Source organism: Achromobacter animicus (genome assembly GCF_902859585.1).
In the GTDB taxonomy this organism is placed as follows: Bacteria; Pseudomonadota; Gammaproteobacteria; order Burkholderiales; family Burkholderiaceae_B; genus Achromobacter; species Achromobacter animicus.
The window spans coordinates 606249-627392 of record NZ_CADIJM010000003.1 but is presented as its reverse complement, the minus strand read 5'-3'; the positions used below and the strand labels follow the sequence as shown (position 1 = coordinate 627392).

The window sequence follows — 21144 nt, the reverse complement described above, 5'->3', positions numbered from 1 at the left end:
GCATACAACCTGACAAGGCGGGCCCATGGGCGAGGCGCTTTTCATCGGACATACCTACATCGACGTCACCGTGCTGGCCGACGAATGGCCCACGGGCGACCAGAAAAGCGTGGCGCGCGACTACGCGGTCTCGTTCGGCGGCAATGCGGTGACGGCGGCGTTTGCCTGCGCGCGGCTGGGGTTGCCGCCCGATCTGATCTGCTCGCTGGCGCCGGACTGGCTGGGCCACATGTACTCGGACATGGCGGCCGCGCATGGCGTCACGCTGCACGCGCGCCAGGTGCGGCGCTCCTCGCTGTCGTTCATCATGCCCAACCACGGCAAGCGCGCCATCGTCCGCGCGCGCGACGCGGGCTACCTGAACGACTTTCCCAGGTTGGACATTAGCGGCTATCGCGCCCTGCATCTGGACGGTCATCAGCCCGACGCCGCGCTGCATTACGCGCGCGCCTGCCGCCAGGCCGGCGTGCTGACTTCGCTGGACGGGGGCGGCATGCGCGAGAACACCGACGAACTGCTGCGCCATATCGACGTGGCCGTGTGCGCCGAGCGCATGTGCGAGCAGCTAGGTCTGTCGCCCGAGGGGCTGCTGGATCTGCTGAAGGAGCGCGGCTGCCGCATCGGCGCGGTGACGCTCGGCGAGCGCGGCATGCTGTGGTACGACGAGACGGGGCGCGTCGACACGCTGCCGTCGCTTGATGTGCCGGCTGCGCGCATCATCGACACGTCGGGCGCGGGCGACGTGTTTCACGGCGCGTATGTGTGGTCCTACCTGACGCGGCCGGAACAACCGTGGATCGAGCATTTCACGTTTGCACGGGCGGCCTCCGCGCACAAGATCCAGCATCTGGGGAACGAGGCGGGGCTGCCGGGCGTGGAAGACGTCGAGCGGGCGATGATGGCGTTTACGCCGAAGGCGTGACGGCTGGCACGCGGCGCGCCATGTGTCGCGCTATGTTTCGCGCTATGTGTAGTGTCACGTGCTGCGTAATGTTCTGCGCAATGTGCCGCGCGATTGCGCGGGCGCGCATTGCGCCGCGCTGCTGATCCTGCGCTCAGGGCGCGATTCGTTCGATCGGCTGATCGTGGATCGCGTCGATCCACGCGTCAAGCGGCTGTCCTTGCACGGCCAAGCCGGGCGCAAGATCGCGCAGCGGCAGCAGGACGAAGGCGCGCAGATGCAGGCGGGGATGCGGCAGGATCAGCCGCGCGTCATCCAGCCGCGTATCGCCGTGCAGCAGCAGATCCAGATCGAGGGTGCGGGGGGCATTGCGGTAGGGGCGCAGGCGGCCGTGTTCGTTTTCAAGCGCCTGCAGGACGTCCAGCAATGCCAGTGGCGCGAGGACGGTGTCCACGGCTGCCACGGCGTTGATGAAGTCGGGGCCGGTGGCATCCACCGGCGCGCTGCGGTAGAACGGCGAGGACGTTACCCCGGTGATGCCCGGGGTGGCCTGCAACTGCGCCAGGACCTGGCGCAGGGTGGCCGCGCTGTCGCCCAGGTTGGCGCCCAGGCCGACGTAGGCGCGCACGGACGGCTGCGGCATGGGTTACTCGCCGGCGGGCGCGCTGCGCGGTCCGCTGCGGCGCGGACGGCGGCGCCGGCGCGCGGGAGAGGCCGTGCCCGTGGCCGCATCGGAGGCTTCGCGCGGCTGGCGCGAGATTTCCTCGATCATCTCGGCGCGGGTGTCGTCGTCGGCATTGGCCAGATCCATCCACCACTGCGCCAGCACGCTGTCGAACTCGCCGGCGGCGGCGCGCAGCTGCAGGAAGTCGCAGGCGGCGCGGAAGCGCGGCTGCTCGATCATGCGGTAGATGGTCTTGCCCATGCGGCGCTCGAAACGCGGCTGCATGAACCAGATTTCGCGCATGTCGGACGAGAAGCGGCGCTGGATGGCGAGCTTCTCGGTCTGTTCGTCCAGCACCGAGTCCGCCGCCGTCGACAGCGCGGGGATGGTGTGCTCGCCCTGGGCGCGCAGCTGCTTCCAGCGCACGTCCACCTGCTGCCACAACAGCGCGGCAAAGAGGAAGCTGGGACTGATGGTCTTGCCGGCGCGCACGCGCGCATCGGTGCGTTCCAGCGCCAGTTCCACGAAGTGTTCGCCGCCGGGTTGCTCAAGCACGACGTCCAGCAGCGGCAAGAGGCCGTTGTGCAGACCGTCGGCGCGCAACTGGCGCAGGCAGTCCATGGCATGGCCGCAGGTCAGCAGCTTGAGCATCTCGTCGAACAGGCGCGAGGCCGGCACGTTTTCGATGAGGTCGGCCATCGTGCTGATGGGCTGGCGCGTGGCCGGGTCGATCGTGCCGTTCAGCTTGGCGGCAAAGCGCACCGCGCGCAGCATGCGGACCGGGTCTTCGCGGTAGCGCTTGACAGGGTCGCCGATGATGCGGATCTGGCGCTTCTTCAGGTCGGCCACGCCATCGTGGTAGTCGATGACTTCCTCGTTGTGCGGGTCGTAGTACAGCGCATTCATGGTGAAGTCGCGGCGCTTGGCGTCTTCTTCCTGCGAACCGAAGACGTTGTCGCGCAGGATGCGGCCGTGCTCGTCGGTCTCCTGGTCTTCCGAGGCGGGCGCGCGGAAGGTGGAGGTCTCGATGATTTCCTGGCCGAACACCACGTGCACCAGCTGGAAGCGGCGGCCGATGATGCGCGCGCGGCGGAACAGGGGGCGGATCTGTTCGGGCGTGGCATTGGTGGCCACGTCGAAGTCCTTGGGCTCCAGTCCGACGATCAGGTCGCGCACCGCGCCGCCGACGATATAGGCTTCGTAGCCATGCTGGCGCAGCACCTCGCACACCTTGATGGCGTGGCGCGACACGTTGCGGCGGTCGATTCCGTGCTTGTCGCGCCCGATGCGCAACGGCCCCTTGGGTGTCGGCGCGAAGAGCCGGCCGACGAATTTTCTTATGGTTTCAGTGATCATTTAGGACTTCGAATCTTCCATGTGGTCGAACAGGTCGATCACTTGCCAGCCGCGTTCCTGCGCAATGGCGCGCAGGGTGGGGCTGGGGTTGGCGGCAATCGGACGGGTCACTTTTTCGAGCAGCGGCACATCATTGACCGAATCGCTATAGAAAAACGATTCGGAGAAATCCGCAACCCCCAGGCCCATGCCGGCGAGCCAGTCGTTGACGCGCACGACCTTGCCTTCCTTGAAGCTGGGCGTGCCCAGGATGCGGCCGGTGTAGCGGCCGCGCAGGTACTCGGCGTCGGTCGCGACCAGGTGGGGCACGCCGAAGGCGCGGGCGATCGGGGCGGTGACGAAGCTGTTGGTGGCCGTGACGATGGCGCAGAGGTCGCCGGCTTCGAGGTGGCTGTCGACGAGGTCGCGGGCAGCCGGCGTGATGGACGGGCGGATGACTTCGCCCATGAAGGTTTCGTGCCAGGCAGCCAGGTCGTACGGCGAATGCGCGGCCAGCAGGCCCAGCATGAATTCCGCGGCCTGTTCGGCCGTGAGTTCGCCGCGGTTGTAGCGGTCCATCAGATCGTCATTCAGACGGCGGGCTTCGACGGGATCGCCCGCGCGGCCTGTGCGCGCCAGATAGTCGGCCCATTGGTAGTCGCTGTCGAGCGGCAGCAAGGTGTGATCCAGGTCGAACAGGGCGAGACGTCGGGTGGTCATGTGCGTTGTGAATCAGGATCTGCGAGCATGGCGCGCAGCAGGGGGAGGGTGATGGGGCGGCCGGTGGCCAATGAATAACGGTCCAGCGCGTCGAGCAACGCGGCAAGCTTGCGGATGTCGCGTTCGTGGTGCGTGAGCATCCAGTTGATGATTTCGGGCGCCAGATGCAGCCCGCGTTCGGCGGCCTGCGCGGACAGTGCGGCCAGCTTGTCGGCGTCGGACAGCGGATCCAGGCGGAACACCAGATCCCAGCCCAGGCGCGTGCGCAGGTCTTCGCGCAGCGGCATCGACAGCGGCGCGCGGTCGCCGGCCAGCGCCAGCGCAAAGGCGCGCTGCGTGGCGGCGGATTCGCGCCACCGGTTGTACAGCGCAAACAGGGCAGCCTGGCGGCTGTCGTCCATGCGGTGCACGTCGTCGACCGCCACGAATTTGGGCATGGGCGACTTGGAATCGGCCTCGGCCAGGCGGCGCAGCATGTTTTCGCCGTTGGCGGGGTCGACGTAGACGGCATCGGGCCGGGCGGTCAGCGCGCGCAAGAGGTGGGTGCGGCCGCAGCCGGCGGCGCCCCAGATGTACAGGGCCCGTCCGGGCTTGAGCGCACGCACGGCCGCCACCGCTTCTCCGTTGGGGCCGGCGATGTAGTTGTTCAGCGATGGCGCTGGCGCGGGGAGAACGTCAAGCAGCAGCTGGCGGTTCATGAGAGTTAGCAATCGGGCTTTTCAGGGGCGCTGGAATAGCCATGTTCAGGGGCGCCGGAAGAGCCATTTTCAAAGGCGCCGGAATAGCCAATTCGGGGCGCCACAAAAAGCCAGGAAAAAAGCCAAGAAAAATCGGTGATGCAAGGGCCATGTAGAAACTGGCAAAATCAATACCGGCCAACCCTACACTTTAAACCACCTGGGGCGCTGATGTCGCGTCGGAACGCTCGGCTTGGCGTGGGTTTGCGCCTTACGCGCCTGTCCGTGCCCGCGTCATCGTAAAATGCAGGGCGTTCCACCAAAATCCCAGCAATTGTTACATACCCCACGGCATTTCTCATGACGAACCAACCTAAAGCCCCCCTGACCTACCGCGACGCCGGTGTCGACATCGACGCAGGCGACGCCCTGGTCGACCGAATCAAACCCCTTGCCGCGCGCACCATGCGTCCCGGGGTGCTGGCCGGTATCGGCGGCTTTGGCGGCCTGTTCGAAGTGCCCAAGACCTACAAGGAGCCGGTGCTGGTTTCCGGCACCGACGGCGTGGGCACCAAGCTGCGTCTCGCGTTCGACTGGAACCGCCACGACACGGTCGGCATCGACCTGGTCGCCATGAGCGTCAACGACATCCTGGTGCAGGGCGCCGAGCCGCTCTTCTTCCTGGATTACTTCGGCTGCGGCAAGCTGTCGGTGGACACGGCGGCGGCGGTGGTGGGCGGCATTGCCAAGGGCTGCGAATTGTCGGGCTGCGCGCTGATCGGCGGCGAAACCGCCGAAATGCCGGGCATGTACCCGGACGGCGAATACGATCTGGCCGGCTTCGCGGTGGGCGCGGTGGAAAAGTCCAAGATCATCGACGGCAAGTCCATCAAGGCGGGCGACGTGGTCCTGGGCCTGGCGTCCAGCGGCGCGCATTCCAACGGCTACTCGCTGCTGCGCAAGATCCTGGAACGCGCCGGCGCCAAGCCGGACGACGATTTCCACGGCCAGAAGATGGTCGACGTGGTCATGGCCCCGACTCGCATCTACGTCAAGCAGGTGCTGGCCGCGCTGGCCAAGCACGGCACGGCGATCAAGGGCCTGGCCCACATCACGGGCGGCGGCCTGCTGGACAACGTGCCGCGCATCCTGCAGGACGGCCTGGCTGCCAAGCTGCACCGCGACGCATGGGAAATGCCCAAGCTGTTCCAGTGGCTGCAGGAGCAGGGCGGCGTTGAAGACACCGAGATGTACCGCGTCTTCAATTGCGGCATCGGCATGGTGCTGGTGGTGGACTCGGCCCAGGCCGACGCCATCGCCGCCACGCTGCGCGAGCAGGGCGAGACGGTCAGCAAGCTGGGCGAGATCGTTCCCCAGGAAGCCGGCATGGCGCAGACCTTCGTGGTGTGATGCCGCGGCGACAGCGCTGAAATGAAATGACCGCCGTGATGGCGGTCATTTTTTTTGTGGCGCGAGTGGTCGCCTGCGCGCCACTCTCTCGAATCAGGAAGTGTTGCCGCCCGTCAGTCCGCCAGCGCTACCGCCACGGCGTCGATCGTCTGCGCGACGGCGTCGGCGGCCAGGCAGTCCACGATCACACGCTCGGGCTGCGCGCGCAGCCAGGTGATCTGGCGCTTGGCCAGTTGCCGCGTTGCCGCGATGCCCTGTTCGCGGGCGGTATCCAGGTCGATCTCGCCGTCCAGGTGCGCCCACATCTGCCGGTAGCCCACGCACCGCACCGACGGCAGGCCCGGATGCAGGTCGGCGCGGGCGTGCAGGCCGCGCACCTCGTCAAGCAGACCGTGCCGCAGCATGGCGTCAAAGCGCTGTTCGATGCGCGCGTGCAGCGCGGCGCGGTCCGAAGGTTCCAGGCTGATGGTCAGATACCGGTTGGCGTCGTCGTCCGGCTTGCGCTCGGCCCGCTGCAGCAGCGCCGACATCGGCTGGCCGGACAGCTGGCAGATTTCCAGGGCGCGCTGGATACGCTGGCTGTCGTTGGGCGCGAGGCGCGCGGCGGTGATGGGGTCCAGCACCGCCAGCTCGGCATGCAGGGCGGGCCAACCCAGGCGGGCGGCGCGCGCTTCCAGTTCGGCGCGCAGGGCAGGATCGGCCTGCGGCAGATCGTCCAGGCCGTCGCGCAGCGCCTTGTAGTACATCATCGTGCCGCCCGCCAATAGCGGAATGCGGCCGCGCGCGCGAATCTCCCCGATCAGGCGCAGCGCGTCGGCGCGGAACTCCGCGGCCGAATACGACTGGGCAGGATCCAGGATGTCCAGCAGATGCTGCGGCACGCGGGCCTGCTCTTCTGCAGACGGCTTGGCGGTGCCGATGTCCATGCCGCGGTAGATCGTGGCCGAATCCACGTTGACGATTTCGAGCGGCCAGCGTTCGGCGAGCGCCAGCGTGGACGCGCTCTTGCCGGCCGCGGTGGGGCCGGCAAGGCAGATGACCGGGAGCGATGCGGGAGATTGGGAAGACGACAAGCTATTGTCCGCGCAGAAAGAGCTTGTCCAGGTCCGACATGGACCACTGCACCCAGGTGGGCCGCCCGTGATTGCACTGGTCGGCACGTTCCGTGGTTTCCATCTGGCGCAACAAGCCGTTCATCTCTTCAAGCGTGAGCTTGCGGTTGGCGCGCACGGAACCGTGGCAGGCCATGGTCGAGAGCAGTTCGTTGCGCTGTTCGGTGAGCAGTCGCGACACGCCGACGGCGCCCAGGTCGCGCAGCACGGCGCGGGCCAGGGTTTCGATGTCGCCGCGCGCCAGGATGGCCGGCACCGACCGCACGGCGATGGACGTGGGGCCTGACGGGCGCATCTCGAAACCCAGGTCGTTCAACTGTTCTTCGAACTCCTCGACCAGCGCCACGTCCTTTTCCTGCGCGTGAAACACCACGGGCACCAGCAGGTCCTGGCGCGGCAGGCTGCGCGCGTCCAGGGCCTGCTTGAGCTGCTCGTAGACCACGCGCTCGTGCGCGGCGTGCATGTCCACCAGCACCATGCCGCGGCGGTTCTGCGCCAGGATGTAGACGCCGTGCAGTTGTGCCACCGCCATGCCCAGCGGGTGTTCTTCGTCGGCCGGTAACGCGGCGGACGCGGGCGACGGTTCGCGCAGGGGCGCGGCGCGGGCCGCCGTGTCGTCGGTCAGCGGGCGATAGAGCGATTGCCAGTCGGCGGCCGGGATCCCGGCCGGTTCGGCGTGCAGGCGGAAGGGGACCTGGGTGTGCGGGCGCTGGGGGGCGGGCGAGGGGCGCAGGCCGTAGGCGGCGCCGTTGCCGGGGCCGCCGCTTGCGCCGGGATAAGCGCCGGCGTTCGAGCCGCCAGCCGCGGCGCCGTTCAAGCCGCCATTGCCGCCAATCGTGCTGCCGTAGCCGCCATTCACGCCGCCGTAGCCCGGGCGCGGAGATTCCGTCGTGGACGGCGTGGCCGGCCGGTACGCCGGTGCGGCGGAGTCGGTCGTGGCCGCGTCGCCCGCCGGGCGCGCCACGGTTTCAAATTCGGCGTCTTCAGCGTGCCCCGCAGGCGCAACGGCCGACGAGCCGCCCATCTGGGCCAGCGTCTGGCTGACGGCGTGCGAGACAAAGCGGTGCACGGCGCCGCTGTCGCGGAAACGGACCTCGTGCTTGGCCGGGTGGACGTTCACGTCCACGGCGGCGGGGTCGATGTCCAGGAACAGCACGTACGCGGGCTGACGGTCGCCGTGCAGCACGTCGGCATAGGCCGAGCGCAGCGCGTGGCTGACGGTGCGGTCCCGCACGTAGCGGCCGTTCACGTAGAGGTATTGGCGGTCGGCGCGGGCGCGGGCGGCGGTCGGCCGGGTAATCATGCCGGCCAGGCTGACTGTGCCGACCGAATGCGACAGCAGCAGGCCGTGCTCGGCGAACTCGGCGCCCAGCACGTCGCGGATGCGCTGCGGCGGGTCGGCCGGCAGCCATTGGCGCTGTGCGCGGTCGTGGTGGAACAGGCGGAAGGCGATCTGCGGATGCGCCAGCGCGATGCGCTCCATGGCGTCGACGCAATGGCCGAATTCGGTGGCTTCGGAGCGCAGGAATTTGCGGCGGGCCGGCACGGCGTCGAACAGCTGGCGCACGTCGACCGTGGTGCCGGGCGGGCCGGACGCGGGGCCGACCTGCATGCTGCCCGCGTCGATCTGCCAGGCGTGATCGCCGTCGCGGGTGCGGGAAATGATGGACACCTGGGCGACCGACGCAATCGACGCCAGCGCTTCGCCGCGAAACCCCATGGAAGCGACCGATTCCAGCTCGTTCAGCGAGCGGATCTTGCTGGTGGCGTGGCGGGCCAGCGCCAGGGGCAGTTCCTCGGGCGGAATGCCGCCGCCATCGTCCGTGACGGCGATGCGCCGGATGCCGCCGCCTTCGAGGCGGACCTCGATGGCGCGCCCGCCCGCGTCGATGGCGTTTTCAAGGATTTCCTTGAGCACGGACGCGGGGCGCTCGATGACCTCGCCAGCGGCGATCTGGCTGATCAGCAGGTCGGGAAGCGCAAGGATGGAACGACGTTCGGTCATGAGGCCCAGATCTTATGTAGCAGTGCGGACGATTTTAGCGTCATGCCCCGGTCGGCTATAGTCGCTGACAAATTCCACTCGGATATCAGGGCCGCTTCAATGCTTGAGTTTTTCAATATGGTGCTTCACATCGACCAGACGCTTGGCCTTTGGGTCGAGCAGTACGGCGTGTGGGTGTACCTGGTGCTGTTTCTCATCGTCTTTGCGGAGACGGGGCTGGTCGTGCTGCCCTTCCTGCCGGGCGACTCGCTGCTGTTCATCGCCGGGGCCTTTGGCGCGACAGGGCATATCGACCCCGTTTTGATGTCGGTGTTGCTCATCGTCGCCGCCGTGACCGGCAACTCGCTGAACTACGCCATCGGCCGTTACATCGGGCCGCGGGTGTTCTCGATGAACCTGCGCTTTCTGGACCGGGGCGCGCTGATGCGCACGCACGCGTTCTACGAAAAGCACGGCGGCAAGACGATCGTGATGTCGCGCTTCATTCCGGTGGTGCGCACCTTCGCGCCCTTCGTGGCGGGCGTGGCCGAGATGTCGATGGCGCGCTTCCAGCTGTTCAACATCATGGGCGCGCTGTTGTGGGTGATCAGCCTGGTGGCGGCGGGTTACTTCTTTGGCAACATCCCGATCATCCGCGATCACCTGAACACCATCGTGCTGGTGGGTCTGGCGGCGGCGGTCGTGCCGGTAGTGGGGGCGGGTGTCCTCAAGCTGGTGCGCGCGCGCCGCACGCAATAGCGTCCGCGCTGCGCAAACAAAAAGGCTATGCGCCGGAAGGTGCATAGCCTTTTTTCATGGACCCTGAAATAAGTCCGAGCGCGGGGCCGACCTCGGCTAGCTCAGATCGCCCAAACGGGCCAGCGGCGGATTGGCCGTGAAGTAGCGCTGGATGCCGGTCATCATGGCCTGCGCCAGCTTGTCCTGGTGCGAGGAGCTGCGCAGCAGCGCTTCTTCTTGCGGATTGCTGATGAAGGCGGTTTCGACCAGCACCGACGGGATGTCCGGCGCCTTCAGCACGGCAAAGCCGGCCTGCTCGACGCTGTTCTTGTGCAGGCGGTTGATCTTCTTGATCTCGTCCAGGAAGGCGTTGCCAACCTTGAGCGAGTCATTGATCTGGGCCGTGGTGGACAGGTCCAACAGCACCTTCGCGACCTGGCGATCGTGGCTGCCCAGGTTGACGCCGCCGATCAGGTCGGCCGCGTTTTCCTTGTCGGCCATCCAACGGGCCTGCGCGCTGGTGGCGCCGCGCTGGGACAGCGCAAATACCGACGAGCCGTTGGCCGAGGGCTTGACCCAGGCGTCCGCGTGGATCGAGATGAACAGGTCCGCATGCACGCGGCGCGCCTTTTGCACGCGCACGTGCAGGGGCACGAAGTAATCGTCGTCGCGCGTCAGGTAGGCGCGCATGTAGGGCTGGCTGTCGATCAGCGCCTTCAGGCGCCGCGCGATGCGCAGGACAACGTCTTTTTCGCGCAGCCCGGATTTGCCGATGGCGCCCGGGTCTTCGCCGCCGTGCCCGGGATCCAGCGCGATGGTCAGCATGCGCGGCTTGCCGCGGCTGGCGGTGGCGGGGGGCTTGGGCGGGGTGGGCAGCGCGGGCGCCGGCTGCTGGCCGCGCACGCGCGGCGGCTCGGGCGGATCTGCGCGGGTCACCGGGTTGCGCTGGATGTCTTCGAGGATGCGCGCCAGCGGATCGTCCACGTCGGGACCGCTGGATTTGTTCAGGATCGCGATCAGCGGATCCTGCGCGATCTTGGGATACAGGTCGAGCACCAGGCGGTACTGGTAATCGGCCACCGGCTTGAGCGTGAACACCTGCGGCGCCACGGGCTGCTTCAGGTCGAACACCAGCCGCACCACGTTCGGGCGGTTCTGCGCCACGCGCAGGCTCTGGATGTAGGGGTCGTCGGGCCGGACCTTCGAAACCAGGTCGTTTAGTGCCGCGCTGAGGGTCAGTCCCTCGATGTCGACCACCAGGCGGTGGGGATTTTCAAGGGTGAATTGTTCGGCCTTGAGTTCGCTGTCGAGTTCCAGCGTGACCCGGGTGTATTCGTCTGCCGGCCAGGTCCGGACAGCCAGGATCGTTGCTGCCTGCGCCAGCCTTGGCACGACCGGCAGGACGAGCAGAGTGGCGGCGACGCTGATCAGGCGTCGGCGGGTGGCGCCTGCCGCGGGGAGGGCGCCGTCAGGGGCGGGGGGACAATCGCGTTCAACCATGTTTGTCCTCGAGCGGTGTACGCGGTCAGGCTGGCGTCACGTCCGTCGCCTGCATAGTCCAGGCAGATCAGCAGGTCGGGCGGGGGCAAAAGACCCTCCGCCCGCTCCGGCCATTCGATCAAAACGACTGCTTCGTCACGCAGTAAATCCCGGAATCCTGCGTCCAACCATTCGCGCGAATCACTAAATCTATAAAAATCAAGGTGATAGAAGTATAAGTTAGAAACTTTATAGGATTCAAGCAGCGCGTAGCTTGGACTCTTGATTCGGCCTGTGATGCCGCTTTCCCGCAACAATGCCCTGGAGAAGGCCGTCTTTCCTGCCCCGAGGTCCCCTCGAAGGTGAATACATGCGCCTGGCAGGCCGGTTTTGGCGCCAGTGACCATCGGGGCAAGCTGGCGCGCCAGCGCCTCGGTGGCAGCTTCGTCGGGCAGGTGCAGGGTCAGGGTGGCAAGGGGGGCGGACATGGCGCGGGAGCAGTGGTAAAAAACGAGGATCGGAGCACAGATGGGAGCAATTATAGGAATGCGGGTTTCTGCTAACCTATAACGATTGCTATTCTCAATAATGTCGCGACTTTGCGGCCTTCCGCCGCACGCGACTGACGCCGCCACGGAGTTGTACGCGCCATGAAGACCCGCATCGAAAAAGACACCTTCGGCCCTATCGAGGTGCCGGAAGACCACCTGTGGGGGGCGCAGACACAGCGCTCCCTGCATTTCTTCGCGATTTCCACCGAGAAGATGCCGGAGCCGCTGGTCAATGCGATGGCAAGGCTCAAGCGTGCGGCGGCCAAGGTCAATGCCGACCTGGGCGAGCTGGACCCCAAGATCGCCGACGCGATCATGCGCGCCGCTGATGAAGTCGTCGCGGGCAAGTGGCCCAACGAGTTTCCGCTGTCCGTCTGGCAGACCGGTTCGGGCACGCAAAGCAACATGAACATGAACGAGGTGCTGGCCAACCGCGCCTCGGAATTGCTGGGCGGCGTGCGCGGCGAAGAGCGCAAGGTGCACCCGAACGACCACGTCAACCGCGGACAATCGTCGAACGACACCTTCCCGACCGCGATGCACGTGGCGGCCGCCGTGGAAGTCGAACACCGCCTGCTGCCGTCGCTGAAGGCGCTGCGCGCCACGCTGGCGGCCAAGAGCGCCAAGTTCTACGACATCGTCAAGATCGGCCGCACCCACCTGCAGGACGCCACGCCGCTGACGCTGGGCCAGGAACTGTCCGGCTACGTGGCGCAGCTGGATCTGGCCGAACAGCAGATCCGCGCCACGCTGCCCGGGCTGCACCAACTGGCCATCGGCGGCACGGCAGTGGGCACCGGCCTGAACGCCCATCCGCAATTCAGCCCCAAGGTGTCGGCCGAACTGGCCCATGCCACCGGCACGGCGTTTGTTTCCGCACCCAACAAGTTCCAGGCGCTGGCGTCGCACGAAGCGCTGCTGTTCGCGCACGGCGCGCTGAAGTCGCTGGCGGCTGGCCTCATGAAGATCGCCAACGACGTGCGCTGGCTGTCGAGCGGTCCGCGTTCAGGCCTGGGCGAGATCAGCATCCCCGAGAACGAGCCGGGCAGCTCGATCATGCCGGGCAAGGTCAACCCGACGCAGTGCGAAGCCATCACGATGCTGGCCGCGCAGGTCATGGGCAACGACGTGGCGATCAACATCGGCGGCGCCAGCGGCAATTTCGAGCTGAACGTCTACAAGCCGCTGGTGATCCACAACTTCCTGCAATCGGTGCGTCTGCTCACGGACGGCATGGCCAGCTTCGACCAGCATTGCGCCGCGGGCATCGAGCCCAACCACGAGCGCATCGCGGAACTGGTGGACCGTTCGCTGATGCTGGTGACCGCGCTGAATCCGCACATCGGCTACGACAAGGCCGCGCAGATCGCCAAGAAGGCGCACAAGGAAGGCCTGTCGCTGAAGGAATCGGCGCTGGCGCTGGGCTTTGTGACCGAAGCGCAGTTTGCCGAATGGGTTGTGCCGGGCTCGATGACGAACGCGCACAAGCCGTCGTAAACGTCACACGCCGGCCCGCGCCGCCGGTCCCATGAATATGGCCGCCCCGCAAAGGGCGGCCATTTTTCTTGTGAGCGGGCTAGCCGCCCGCCACGAGCAGCCACAACGGGATCGTGAGCGCCGAGAACAACGTGCCCAGCGAGATCAGCACGGCGACCATGCGGCCGTCGCCGCCCATGCGCATCGCCAGCACATACGCCGCGGATGCCGTGGGCAGCGCCGCGAACAGCAGCAGCATGCGCGCTTCGAGCGGGGGCAGGTCGAGCAGGTGCGCCACCAGCAGCGCCACCGCGGGCAGCGCGACCAGCTTGACTGTCAGCATCCACGCGATCAGAGAGCCATAACCCTTGCCGCCTTCCCACGCCAGGCTGGCGCCCACGCAGATGATGCCCAGCGCAAGCGCCGCCGCGCCCAAGCGCGCGAACACTGTGTCGACGGGGCCGGGAAGCTGCAGTCCCGCCAGATTGCAGGCCAGGCCGAGCAACGTGGAAATCACCAGCGGATTGCGCGCGAGTTCGCGCAGCAGGTTGCCGCCGCTGTGACGCGCCAGGCCATAGACGGCGGCGACGTTGGCCATCGGCACTGCAAAGCCGACGATCAGCGCCATGACGGTCTGGCCCGGCGCGCCCGCCAGGCTGGCCGACAGCGCCAGGCCAATGTAGGTGTTGAAGCGGTACCCGCATTGGGCGGAGGAGGCGAGACCCAGCGACGAGGGCCGCAGCGCGAGGCCCGCCAGCCACGCCATCGCGACGCCGGCGGCAATGACCGACGCGGTGGCCTGCAGCAGCAGCGCCGCGTTGCCCGCCGTGATGGGTGTGCGCAGGATCGATTGGAACAACAGCGCGGGGAACAGCACGAAGTAGACGAGACGTTCCGTGCCGGCGAAGAACTCGCGTGAGAAACCCAGTTTGTGACGTAGCGCCCAACCCAGCGCGACCAGCATGAAATCGGGGAGAACCAGGAGTGCAACAGACATGAGGGAGTGGTTTTTCGTCTGGCGCCGGGCGGCGTCGGGCGCGCTATGCGGGTGTAAGCATTTGCTGCTATTCTCCGTCATTCTGGCGGGCGCGTGTGCCACAAGCAACCTATAAATGCGGCGTAGACACGCTGCGCACAAGCAATGCGCCCGCACCGTTATCTGCTGGTCCGTCTACAGGCGGGCACAACACACAACGGTCCGTCTACACTCGGGCTCGCAATCTTGGAGGAAACACAACTATGAATAAGGTCCGCTCCCTGGCAGTGGCCATCGCCCTTGCTACCGGTGCTGCCGGCACGTTGGGCGCTTCGGTCGCGCACGCCGCAGACAAGTACCCCAGCAAGGCTATCCGCGTGATCGTTCCGTTCGCGCCTGGCGGTTCCACGGACATCATTGCGCGCCTCGTGACGCAGCGCATGAGCCAGGAACTCGGCCAGCCGATGGTCGTTGAAAACAAGGGCGGCGCCGGCGGCGCCATCGGTGCGGCCGAAGCCGCGCGCGCACCGGCCGACGGCTACACGCTGTCCATCGCCACCGTCTCCACGATGGCTGTGAACCCAGCATGCCGTCCGAAGGACCTGCCGTACGATCCGATCAAGGACTTCCAGCCGGTCACCAACTTCGCCAACACCGCCAACGTCGTGGCCGTGAACCCCAAGTTCCCCGCCAAGGACTTCAAGGGCTTCATCGAAGAGCTGAAGAAGAACCCGGGCAAGTATTCGTACGGCAGCTCGGGCACCTGCGGCGTGCTGCACCTGATGGGCGAATCGTTCAAGATGGCCACCGGTACCGACATCGTGCACGTGCCCTACAAGGGTTCGGGCCCGGCGCTGGCTGACGCCGTCGGCGGCCAGATCGAAATCCTGTTCGACAACCTGCCGTCCTCGATGCCGCAGATCCAGGCCGGCAAGCTGAACGCCATGGCCATCGCGTGGCCCGAGCAGATCGGCACGATGAAGGGCGTGCCGACCTTCAAGGACGCCGGCTTCCCGGTGCTGAACCAGCCCGTCTGGTACGGCCTGCTGGCGCCCAAGGGCACGCCGATGGAAGTCGTGAACAAGCTGCGTGACGCCGCCGTCGTGGCCCTGAAGGACCCGAAGGTCATCAAGGCGCTGGACGAGCAAGGCTCGGCGCCGTCGGGCAACACGCCGGAAGAGTTCGCCAAGGAAATCCAGGAACAGTTCAACTGGGCCCAGGACGTCGTGAAGAAGCAGAACATCAAGCTGGACTGATGCTGCGCGGGGCGGCCTGGGTTGCCCCGATCGACACAGCAACGGGCGCCTTCGGGCGCCCGTTGTGCTTTGCGGGCCGCGCGCGGTTGGTCAGACCGGCGCGTCCAGCCCTTCCAGCAGCGCGGCGCACGCCGTGCGCAGACGTTCGATCAGGTCTCGGTGCAAGGCCGACAGCGGATCCTGGTTGCGCGTCATGATGCTGATCGGCACGCGCAGCGCCGGTTCCAGGCGGCGCAGGGTCATGCCGGGACGCAGCATGGCGCGCGCGGTGATGGCGTCAACGATGGCGTCGCCGCAGCCTGCATCGACCAGCGCGCAGGCCACGTAATGGGTCTGCACCTGGATGGCGACCTGCGGCGCCAGGCCCTGCGCATCCAGCGCCAGTTGCAGCAGGGCGCCCGATGCGTCGCCTGCGTCCAGCACGATGAGCGTGTCGCTCGTGATGCCGGTTATCGAGGGATCGCCGCCCACGGTATCGCCGCCTGTTGCCTCGGACAGCTCAGACAAGCGCATCGGGCCTCGCGCGGGCTTGCGGCTCAGGTGCACGAGTTCCGTGTGTCCCAGCCCCATGCGCGTCAGACCGGGATAGTCATTCGTGTCGAACGTGACCGCCAGGTCCAGTTCGCGCGTCAGCAGCCCTTGCACCAGCTCCGCGCTATGGTGCGTGTGGATATCGAAGGTGATGCCGGGCTGCGCGTTGCGGCTGTCGCGCACCACGCCGGGCAACAGGCCAAGTCCAAGCGCGGGCGCGCAGCCCAGGCGTAGATGGCCGTGAGGCCGGTCGCGCAGGTTGGTCGCCAGCCTGCGCACGCTGTTCAGGTCCTGGCTCAGGCGCGCGATCTCGGGGGTGAGGATCTCGGCCTCGCGCGTGGCGACCAGCCGGCCCTTTACGCGGTCAAACAGCTTGAAGCCCAGCTGGCTTTCGGCATGCGCCAGCAGCTTGCTGGCGGCGGGCTGGGAAATATGCAGCGCGGCGGCGGCTTCGGTCAGGGATCCGGTGCGGCGGATCGCTTCGAATATCTCGATGTGGCGCAGGCGCATGGCGCAGACGGGGGGAGTCCGAAACCGCGATTCTAAGCCGGATGGCGCCCCGCGCGCCGTGTACCGCGCGCCGCCCTTTGACTATCATGGACGCCAGCCGGATGTCCGGCGACCACCGGAGCCATCCATGCGCCTACGCCGCCACGCAGCCCTGCTGCTCGCCGCCGCGATAACCGGCCTGCCATTTGTTTCCGCTAGTTGGGCGCGCACGCCGCCCGCAGCCGAGGACATCAATCCCGAAGCCGCCAGCGGCGTCCAGGCGCGCCAGCTGGTGCGCGCGCCGCATTTCATGATGGTGTCGGCCAACCCGCTGGCCAGCCGCGCGGGCGAAGCGATGCTGCGGCGCGGCGGCAGCGTGGTGGACGCCGCAATTGCCACGCAGCTTGTGCTGAATCTGGTCGAGCCGCAATCGTCGGGCATCGGCGGGGGCGCGTTCCTGGTGCTGTACTCCGCGGCGGACGGCCAGATCCGCACCATCGACAGCCGCGAGACCGCGCCCGCGGCCGCGCGGCCTGATCGCTTCCTGGATGCCGAAGGTAAGCCGCTGCCCTTTGCGCAGGCCGTCAACAACGGCATGTCGGTGGCGGTGCCCGGCCTGTTGCGCGGTCTGGAACTGGCGCACAAGACGCACGGCAAGCTGCCCTGGGCCGACCTGTTCCAGCCGGCTATTGAATTGGCGGAAGCGGGGTTTGCGGTGTCGCCGCGCCTGCATTCGCTGCTGGCCGGCAACAAGGCGCTGCCGCAGCAGGCTGCGGCGGCCGCGTATTTCTATGCGCCGGACGGGACGCCCTGGCCCGTGGGCCACGTGCTGAAGAACCCGGAATTTGCACGCACCCTGCGCGCGGTGGCAACGCAAGGCGCCGACGCGTTCTACCAAGGCGATATCGCGCGCGACATCGTGGCCGCGGTGCAGAAGCATGAGAAGCCGGGCGACCTTACCCTTGCGGATCTTGCAGACTATCGCGCGAAGACGCGCGACCCTGTGTGCGGCGCGTACCGCGGCTATCAACTCTGCGGCATGGGTCCGCCCAGCAGCGGTCCCATCGCCGTCCTGCAGATGCTGGGCGAGCTGGAGCAGTTTCCGCTGAGCCGCTACGCGCCGGGCACGGCGCAGGCGGTGCATTATTTTTCGGAAGCCGGCCGGCTGGCCTTCGCCGACCGCGATTTCTACGTGGCCGACCCGGACTTCGTGCGCGTCCCGGTACGCGCCTTGCTGGACCCCGCCTACCTGCGCGCGCGCGGCGCGCTGATCCAGCCGGATCGCAGCATGAAGGTCGCGCTGCCCGGTGACCCCGAAGGCAAGCTGCTGTCGCTGGGCAAGGACAACGCGCTGGAACTGCCGTCCACCAGCCACCTCGTGGCCGTCGACGCGCAAGGCAACGCGCTGACCATGACGACGACCATCGAAAGCGAATTCGGCAGCAAGATCTTCGTGCGGGGCTTTCTGCTGAACAACGAGATGACCGATTTTTCGTCGTCGTTCAAGGACCCCGAAGGCCGGCTCGTCGCCAACCGCATCGAGCCGGGCAAGCGCCCGCGCAGCTCGATGGCGCCGATGATGGTGCTACGCGATGGCAAGCCTTACGTGCTGGTGGGCTCGCCGGGCGGCAGCGCAATCATCAACTACGTCGCCAAGACGCTCGTGGGCGTGCTGGACTGGAATCTCGATATTCAGTCGGCAATCGACCTGCCCAACATGGGCAGCCGCAACAAGGAAACCGAACTGGAGAAGGGCACGGCGCTGGAAGCATTGGCGCCGGAACTGGAACGCATGGGGCACCCGGTGCGCATCACCGAGTTTCCCAGCGGCATCCACGGCATCGTCATCGACGCGAAGGGCCTGCAAGGCGGCGCGGACCCGCGCCGCGAAGGGCTGGCGGTGGGCGGCTGACGCCGCGCTGCGGCGCCAGGCCCGGCGGGGGCGTCCTCGCTGAGACGCCGCGGCCAACACGTGAGACTGGGGCGCCCGGCTGAGGGTGCCTCAGCCGTGGCGCCACGCATCACTCCAGCGCCGAGGGATCCAGCTCCATCTTGGCCTCGCGGCGCCGTGCCAGCCAGGTCACAAACCACATCACCACGCCCAGCAGCAGCAGCCAGCCGGCGACCTGGTACTGGATCACGTCACGGCCCGTCAGCGGCGTAACCAGGAACAGGCAGGCCGCGGCGCCCAGCCACGGGACGATGCGGTTGATGGAAAAGTGCTTGTGCTTGACCTTGTCACGCCGCAGCACCAGCACCGCGACGTTCACGAACGCGAACACGCCCAGCAGCAGCAACGCGGTGGTGCCGCCCAGCGCGCGGATCGCCTGCGAGTCGGTCAGCGAGACCAGGATGATGAGGCCGAAGGCCAGCGCCGTCGTGAACAGGATGGCCGTCCACGGCGTCTGGTTCTTGCGGTGCACGTGCGCCAGGAACGACGGCAGCACACCCTGGCGCGACATGCCGTACAACAGGCGGCTGGCCATCATCATGTTGATCAGCGCCGAGTTCGCCACGGCGAACATCGAGATGATCGGCATGATGTACTCCACGGGCAGATCCGGCGCGGCGCGCTTGACCACCAGCACCAGCGGCGTGCTGCTCTTGGCCAGTTCGCCCACCGGCACCAGCGCAACGGCGCAGATGGACACCAGCACATAGATGAGTGCCGTGATGCCCAGGCCGGTCAGCATGACCTTCGGGAAGATGCGGCTGGGATCGTGCGTTTCCTCGGCCATGTTGACCGAATCCTCGAAGCCGACCATGGCGAAGAACGCGAGCGCGGTCGCCGAGGTCACGGCCAGGAACACGCTCTTGTCCTCGGGCGTATCGAATGCGACGACGCGCGAGAAGTCCGCCTGGCCGCCGGAGATGGCGTAAAAGCCCAGCAGGATGACCATCAGCAGGCCCGACAGCTCGATCAGCGTAAGCACGACGTTGGCGCGAACGCTTTCAGTCGCGCCACGAAAGTTGACCAGCATGACCAGCGTCATGAAGCCCAGCGCGCCAAGCGTGATCCAGTGCTTTTCGGCCTCGATGCCCATCGCGGCGAACAGGTTGGCGGCGAAGGCCTGCGAGGCGGTGGCGGCCGACGTCAGGCCGGAACACATGACGGTAAAGCAGACGATGAACGTCAGGAAGTGCACGCCGAACGCCTTGTGGACGTAGAGCGCGGCGCCGGCTGCGCGCGGGTACTTGGTGACCAGTTCAAGGTAGGACAGCGCGGTCAGCAGGGCCACCCCGAAGGCGACCAGGAACGGCAGCCAGGCCGCGCCGCCGACTTCAGCGGCCACTTGCCCTGTCAGTGCGTAGACGCCGGTGCCCAGGATGTCGCCAACAATGAATAGCAGGAGCAGCTTCGGGCCCATCACCCGTTTCAGCTGGCCGTGGTCTTGTGAGTCTGTCGTGGCCATAGTCTTTTATTTCCTCTTATGTGGCTCGCCTTTTTATGTGGCTCGGGAAAGCGTGCAGATGCGACGCAAAATGCAAAAAAAGTCTACGGCGGCAATAGGGCGGTGTGCTGAAACCAAATGTCTAAGTTGTTGCGCGCGGGGATAGCAGTCCACTTCGGACGGTGTCAGACACCCGGGCGAGAGGGCCGTCAGCCTGTGACACCGGATATGCGGGTGTCTGACACCTGGCCAAGCGGAAACGCTGCAGCAAAAAAAGCCCGGCGGGCGCCGGGCGGGGTCATCGATGCGGGATCAGTCCTGCCCGGCTGGCGGCGCCAGGTCTGGCGGCAGCTTGCGCAGCGTGGCGGGCGTGCGCGACAGCTTGATGGGCGAGCCCACGCCTTTGTAATCGCCCTGTTCCAGCACCATGCCGCGGTGCCGCGTATGCGGATGCGCGAGCGCCTGATCGACCGTCTGCACGGCGGCGGCAGGCACGCCGGCGCGCAGCAGTTGGTCGGCAAGCGCGGCGGCTTCGTGGCGGGCAAGCAGCGCAGAGAGATCGTCGCGCAGGGACTGGCGATGGCGCAGGCGGTCTGCATTCGTGGCGTAGCGTGCATCCTCGGCCAGCGCCGGGGCATCGAGCGTCTGCGCCAGCATCGCGAACTGGCGGTTGTTGCCCACGGCCAGGAAGATCGGCCCGCTGGCGGTCGGCAAGGTTTCGTACGGCGCGATGTTCGGGTGCGCGTTGCCGCTGCGCTGCGGCACCTTGCCGCTGTAGAAATAATTGGGCGCATGCGGGTGGAGCAGCGACAGCGCGCAGTCGTACAGCGTGATGTCCAGGAACTGCCCCAGCCCGCTGCGCGTGCGCTCGTTGAGCGCCAGCAGGATCGCCACCGCTGCGTTCAGCCCCGTCACCATGTCCACCACCGGCAGGCCCACGCGCGTCGCTTCGCCGTCCGCATCGCCGTTTACGCTCATCAGCCCGCACATCGCCTGCGCGCAGGCGTCGTAGCCGGGCAAGCCGCCCAACGGGCCGTCCGAGCCGAACCCGCTGACGCGGCAATGGATCAGCGCGGGGAAGGCCGCCTTCAGGTCTTCATAGCCCAGGCCCCACTTTTCCAACGTGCCGGGCTTGAAGTTCTCGACCAGCACGTCGGCGTCGGCCAGCAGGTGGCGCAGCAGTTCCTGCCCGGCGGGCTGCGACAGATCCAGCGTCATGCCGTCCTTGTTGCGGTTCACGCCGACAAAGTACGAGGCCGTCTCGCCCAGAAAGGGCGGGCCCCAGCCGCGCGTCTCGTCGCCGCCGGGCGGCTCGATCTTCAGCACGTCGGCGCCGTGGTCGGCCAGGATCTGTGTGCAGTACGGACCGCCCAGCACGCGTGACAGATCGATCACCTTGCAGCCCGCAAGGGCGCCGGCATTGGGTAGGGTGTGAGCCATGGAATTCTTCGCG

At 67.0% G+C, this 21144-nt stretch carries 18 protein-coding genes; 6 read left to right on the top strand and 12 right to left on the bottom strand.

Annotation, left to right across the window (positions count from 1 at the left end):
• The first annotated feature begins 25 nt into the window (after positions 1 to 25).
• Complete coding sequence (locus tag HV681_RS11990; protein WP_175123273.1) at positions 26 to 922, top strand: sugar kinase; 897 nt, start codon at positions 26 to 28, stop codon at positions 920 to 922.
• Between the two features lie 133 nt (positions 923 to 1055).
• On the opposite strand, the gene HV681_RS11985 is transcribed toward HV681_RS11990, so the two are convergent.
• From HV681_RS11985 to hda, 4 genes are read right to left on the bottom strand one after another with little or no spacing between them, the layout of a single operon-like run.
• Positions 1056 to 1544 carry a 2-amino-4-hydroxy-6-hydroxymethyldihydropteridine diphosphokinase gene (locus tag HV681_RS11985; protein ID WP_175123272.1) on the bottom strand — a complete coding sequence of 163 codons (489 nt, stop codon included), beginning with the start codon at positions 1542 to 1544 and terminating at the stop codon, positions 1056 to 1058.
• Between the two features lie 3 nt (positions 1545 to 1547).
• Positions 1548 to 2921 carry a polynucleotide adenylyltransferase PcnB gene (gene pcnB, locus HV681_RS11980; protein WP_175123271.1) on the bottom strand — a complete coding sequence of 458 codons (1374 nt, stop codon included), beginning with the start codon at positions 2919 to 2921 and terminating at the stop codon, positions 1548 to 1550.
• Entirely contained in the window at positions 2922 to 3620 is a 699-nt protein-coding gene (locus HV681_RS11975) for an HAD family hydrolase (protein WP_175123270.1), read from the bottom strand.
• Entirely contained in the window at positions 3617 to 4318 is a 702-nt protein-coding gene (hda, locus tag HV681_RS11970; RefSeq protein ID WP_105237474.1) for a DnaA regulatory inactivator Hda, read from the bottom strand. Before hda ends, HV681_RS11975 begins: the two co-directional genes overlap by 4 nt.
• A gap of 339 nt (positions 4319 to 4657) precedes the next feature.
• Here hda and purM point away from each other — a divergent pair, with 339 nt between their 5' ends.
• Positions 4658 to 5707: a phosphoribosylformylglycinamidine cyclo-ligase gene (gene purM, locus HV681_RS11965; protein ID WP_175123269.1), complete on the top strand. Its 1050-nt coding sequence runs from the start codon at positions 4658 to 4660 to the stop codon at positions 5705 to 5707.
• Between the two features lie 113 nt (positions 5708 to 5820).
• Here the strand turns inward: purM and miaA are convergent, their stop codons facing one another.
• Both miaA and mutL read right to left on the bottom strand, forming a co-directional pair.
• Positions 5821 to 6780, bottom strand: coding sequence for a tRNA (adenosine(37)-N6)-dimethylallyltransferase MiaA (miaA, locus tag HV681_RS11960; protein WP_175123268.1), 960 nt, complete (start codon positions 6778 to 6780; stop codon positions 5821 to 5823).
• A 1-nt stretch (position 6781) separates the two neighbouring features.
• Positions 6782 to 8824: a DNA mismatch repair endonuclease MutL gene (gene mutL, locus HV681_RS11955; RefSeq protein ID WP_175123267.1), complete on the bottom strand. Its 2043-nt coding sequence runs from the start codon at positions 8822 to 8824 to the stop codon at positions 6782 to 6784.
• Between the two features lie 99 nt (positions 8825 to 8923).
• Here mutL and HV681_RS11950 point away from each other — a divergent pair, with 99 nt between their 5' ends.
• A complete protein-coding gene (locus HV681_RS11950) occupies positions 8924 to 9562 on the top strand; it encodes a VTT domain-containing protein (protein ID WP_175123266.1) in 639 nt (212 codons plus the stop codon).
• A 96-nt stretch (positions 9563 to 9658) separates the two neighbouring features.
• Here HV681_RS11950 and HV681_RS11945 read toward each other — a convergent pair whose 3' ends face one another.
• Complete coding sequence (locus HV681_RS11945) at positions 9659 to 11041, bottom strand: N-acetylmuramoyl-L-alanine amidase (RefSeq protein ID WP_175123265.1); 1383 nt, start codon at positions 11039 to 11041, stop codon at positions 9659 to 9661.
• Positions 10969 to 11508, bottom strand: a complete 540-nt coding sequence (tsaE, locus tag HV681_RS11940) for a tRNA (adenosine(37)-N6)-threonylcarbamoyltransferase complex ATPase subunit type 1 TsaE (RefSeq protein ID WP_175123264.1) — start codon at positions 11506 to 11508, stop codon at positions 10969 to 10971. The genes HV681_RS11945 and tsaE overlap by 73 nt, the downstream gene beginning before the upstream one ends.
• Before the next feature lie 162 nt (positions 11509 to 11670).
• Here tsaE and fumC point away from each other — a divergent pair, with 162 nt between their 5' ends.
• Positions 11671 to 13068, top strand: coding sequence for a class II fumarate hydratase (fumC, locus tag HV681_RS11935; protein ID WP_175123263.1), 1398 nt, complete (start codon positions 11671 to 11673; stop codon positions 13066 to 13068).
• Between the two features lie 79 nt (positions 13069 to 13147).
• Here fumC and HV681_RS11930 read toward each other — a convergent pair whose 3' ends face one another.
• Positions 13148 to 14044: an AEC family transporter gene (locus HV681_RS11930; RefSeq protein WP_175123262.1), complete on the bottom strand. Its 897-nt coding sequence runs from the start codon at positions 14042 to 14044 to the stop codon at positions 13148 to 13150.
• Positions 14045 to 14286: 242 nt separating this feature from the next.
• Between HV681_RS11930 and HV681_RS11925 the strand changes: the two genes are divergently transcribed.
• On the top strand, positions 14287 to 15279 hold the full coding sequence (locus tag HV681_RS11925; RefSeq protein ID WP_175123261.1) for a tripartite tricarboxylate transporter substrate binding protein BugE: 993 nt from the start codon (positions 14287 to 14289) through the stop codon (positions 15277 to 15279).
• A gap of 90 nt (positions 15280 to 15369) precedes the next feature.
• Here HV681_RS11925 and HV681_RS11920 read toward each other — a convergent pair whose 3' ends face one another.
• Positions 15370 to 16320: a LysR family transcriptional regulator gene (locus HV681_RS11920; protein WP_175123260.1), complete on the bottom strand. Its 951-nt coding sequence runs from the start codon at positions 16318 to 16320 to the stop codon at positions 15370 to 15372.
• A 127-nt stretch (positions 16321 to 16447) separates the two neighbouring features.
• Here HV681_RS11920 and ggt point away from each other — a divergent pair, with 127 nt between their 5' ends.
• A complete protein-coding gene (gene ggt / locus HV681_RS11915; RefSeq protein WP_175123259.1) occupies positions 16448 to 18211 on the top strand; it encodes a gamma-glutamyltransferase in 1764 nt (587 codons plus the stop codon).
• Between the two features lie 109 nt (positions 18212 to 18320).
• Here ggt and HV681_RS11910 read toward each other — a convergent pair whose 3' ends face one another.
• Positions 18321 to 19712, bottom strand: a complete 1392-nt coding sequence (locus HV681_RS11910) for an APC family permease (protein WP_175123258.1) — start codon at positions 19710 to 19712, stop codon at positions 18321 to 18323.
• Between the two features lie 291 nt (positions 19713 to 20003).
• Positions 20004 to 21131, bottom strand: a complete 1128-nt coding sequence (locus HV681_RS11905; protein ID WP_175123257.1) for a CaiB/BaiF CoA transferase family protein — start codon at positions 21129 to 21131, stop codon at positions 20004 to 20006.
• Positions 21132 to 21144: the final 13 nt, after the last annotated feature.

Coding starts and splice junctions, on each gene's coding strand:
- HV681_RS11990 (WP_175123273.1), top strand. CDS start 26: ATGGGCGAGGCGCTTTTCATCGGACATACCTACATCGACGTCACCGTG.
- HV681_RS11985 (WP_175123272.1), bottom strand. CDS start 1,544: ATGCCGCAGCCGTCCGTGCGCGCCTACGTCGGCCTGGGCGCCAACCTG.
- pcnB (WP_175123271.1), bottom strand. CDS start 2,921: ATGATCACTGAAACCATAAGAAAATTCGTCGGCCGGCTCTTCGCGCCG.
- HV681_RS11975 (WP_175123270.1), bottom strand. CDS start 3,620: ATGACCACCCGACGTCTCGCCCTGTTCGACCTGGATCACACCTTGCTG.
- hda (WP_105237474.1), bottom strand. CDS start 4,318: ATGAACCGCCAGCTGCTGCTTGACGTTCTCCCCGCGCCAGCGCCATCG.
- purM (WP_175123269.1), top strand. CDS start 4,658: ATGACGAACCAACCTAAAGCCCCCCTGACCTACCGCGACGCCGGTGTC.
- mutL (WP_175123267.1), bottom strand. CDS start 8,824: ATGACCGAACGTCGTTCCATCCTTGCGCTTCCCGACCTGCTGATCAGC.
- HV681_RS11950 (WP_175123266.1), top strand. CDS start 8,924: ATGCTTGAGTTTTTCAATATGGTGCTTCACATCGACCAGACGCTTGGC.
- HV681_RS11945 (WP_175123265.1), bottom strand. CDS start 11,041: ATGGTTGAACGCGATTGTCCCCCCGCCCCTGACGGCGCCCTCCCCGCG.
- tsaE (WP_175123264.1), bottom strand. CDS start 11,508: ATGTCCGCCCCCCTTGCCACCCTGACCCTGCACCTGCCCGACGAAGCT.
- fumC (WP_175123263.1), top strand. CDS start 11,671: ATGAAGACCCGCATCGAAAAAGACACCTTCGGCCCTATCGAGGTGCCG.
- HV681_RS11930 (WP_175123262.1), bottom strand. CDS start 14,044: ATGTCTGTTGCACTCCTGGTTCTCCCCGATTTCATGCTGGTCGCGCTG.
- HV681_RS11925 (WP_175123261.1), top strand. CDS start 14,287: ATGAATAAGGTCCGCTCCCTGGCAGTGGCCATCGCCCTTGCTACCGGT.
- HV681_RS11920 (WP_175123260.1), bottom strand. CDS start 16,320: ATGCGCCTGCGCCACATCGAGATATTCGAAGCGATCCGCCGCACCGGA.
- ggt (WP_175123259.1), top strand. CDS start 16,448: ATGCGCCTACGCCGCCACGCAGCCCTGCTGCTCGCCGCCGCGATAACC.
- HV681_RS11910 (WP_175123258.1), bottom strand. CDS start 19,712: ATGGCCACGACAGACTCACAAGACCACGGCCAGCTGAAACGGGTGATG.
- HV681_RS11905 (WP_175123257.1), bottom strand. CDS start 21,131: ATGGCTCACACCCTACCCAATGCCGGCGCCCTTGCGGGCTGCAAGGTG.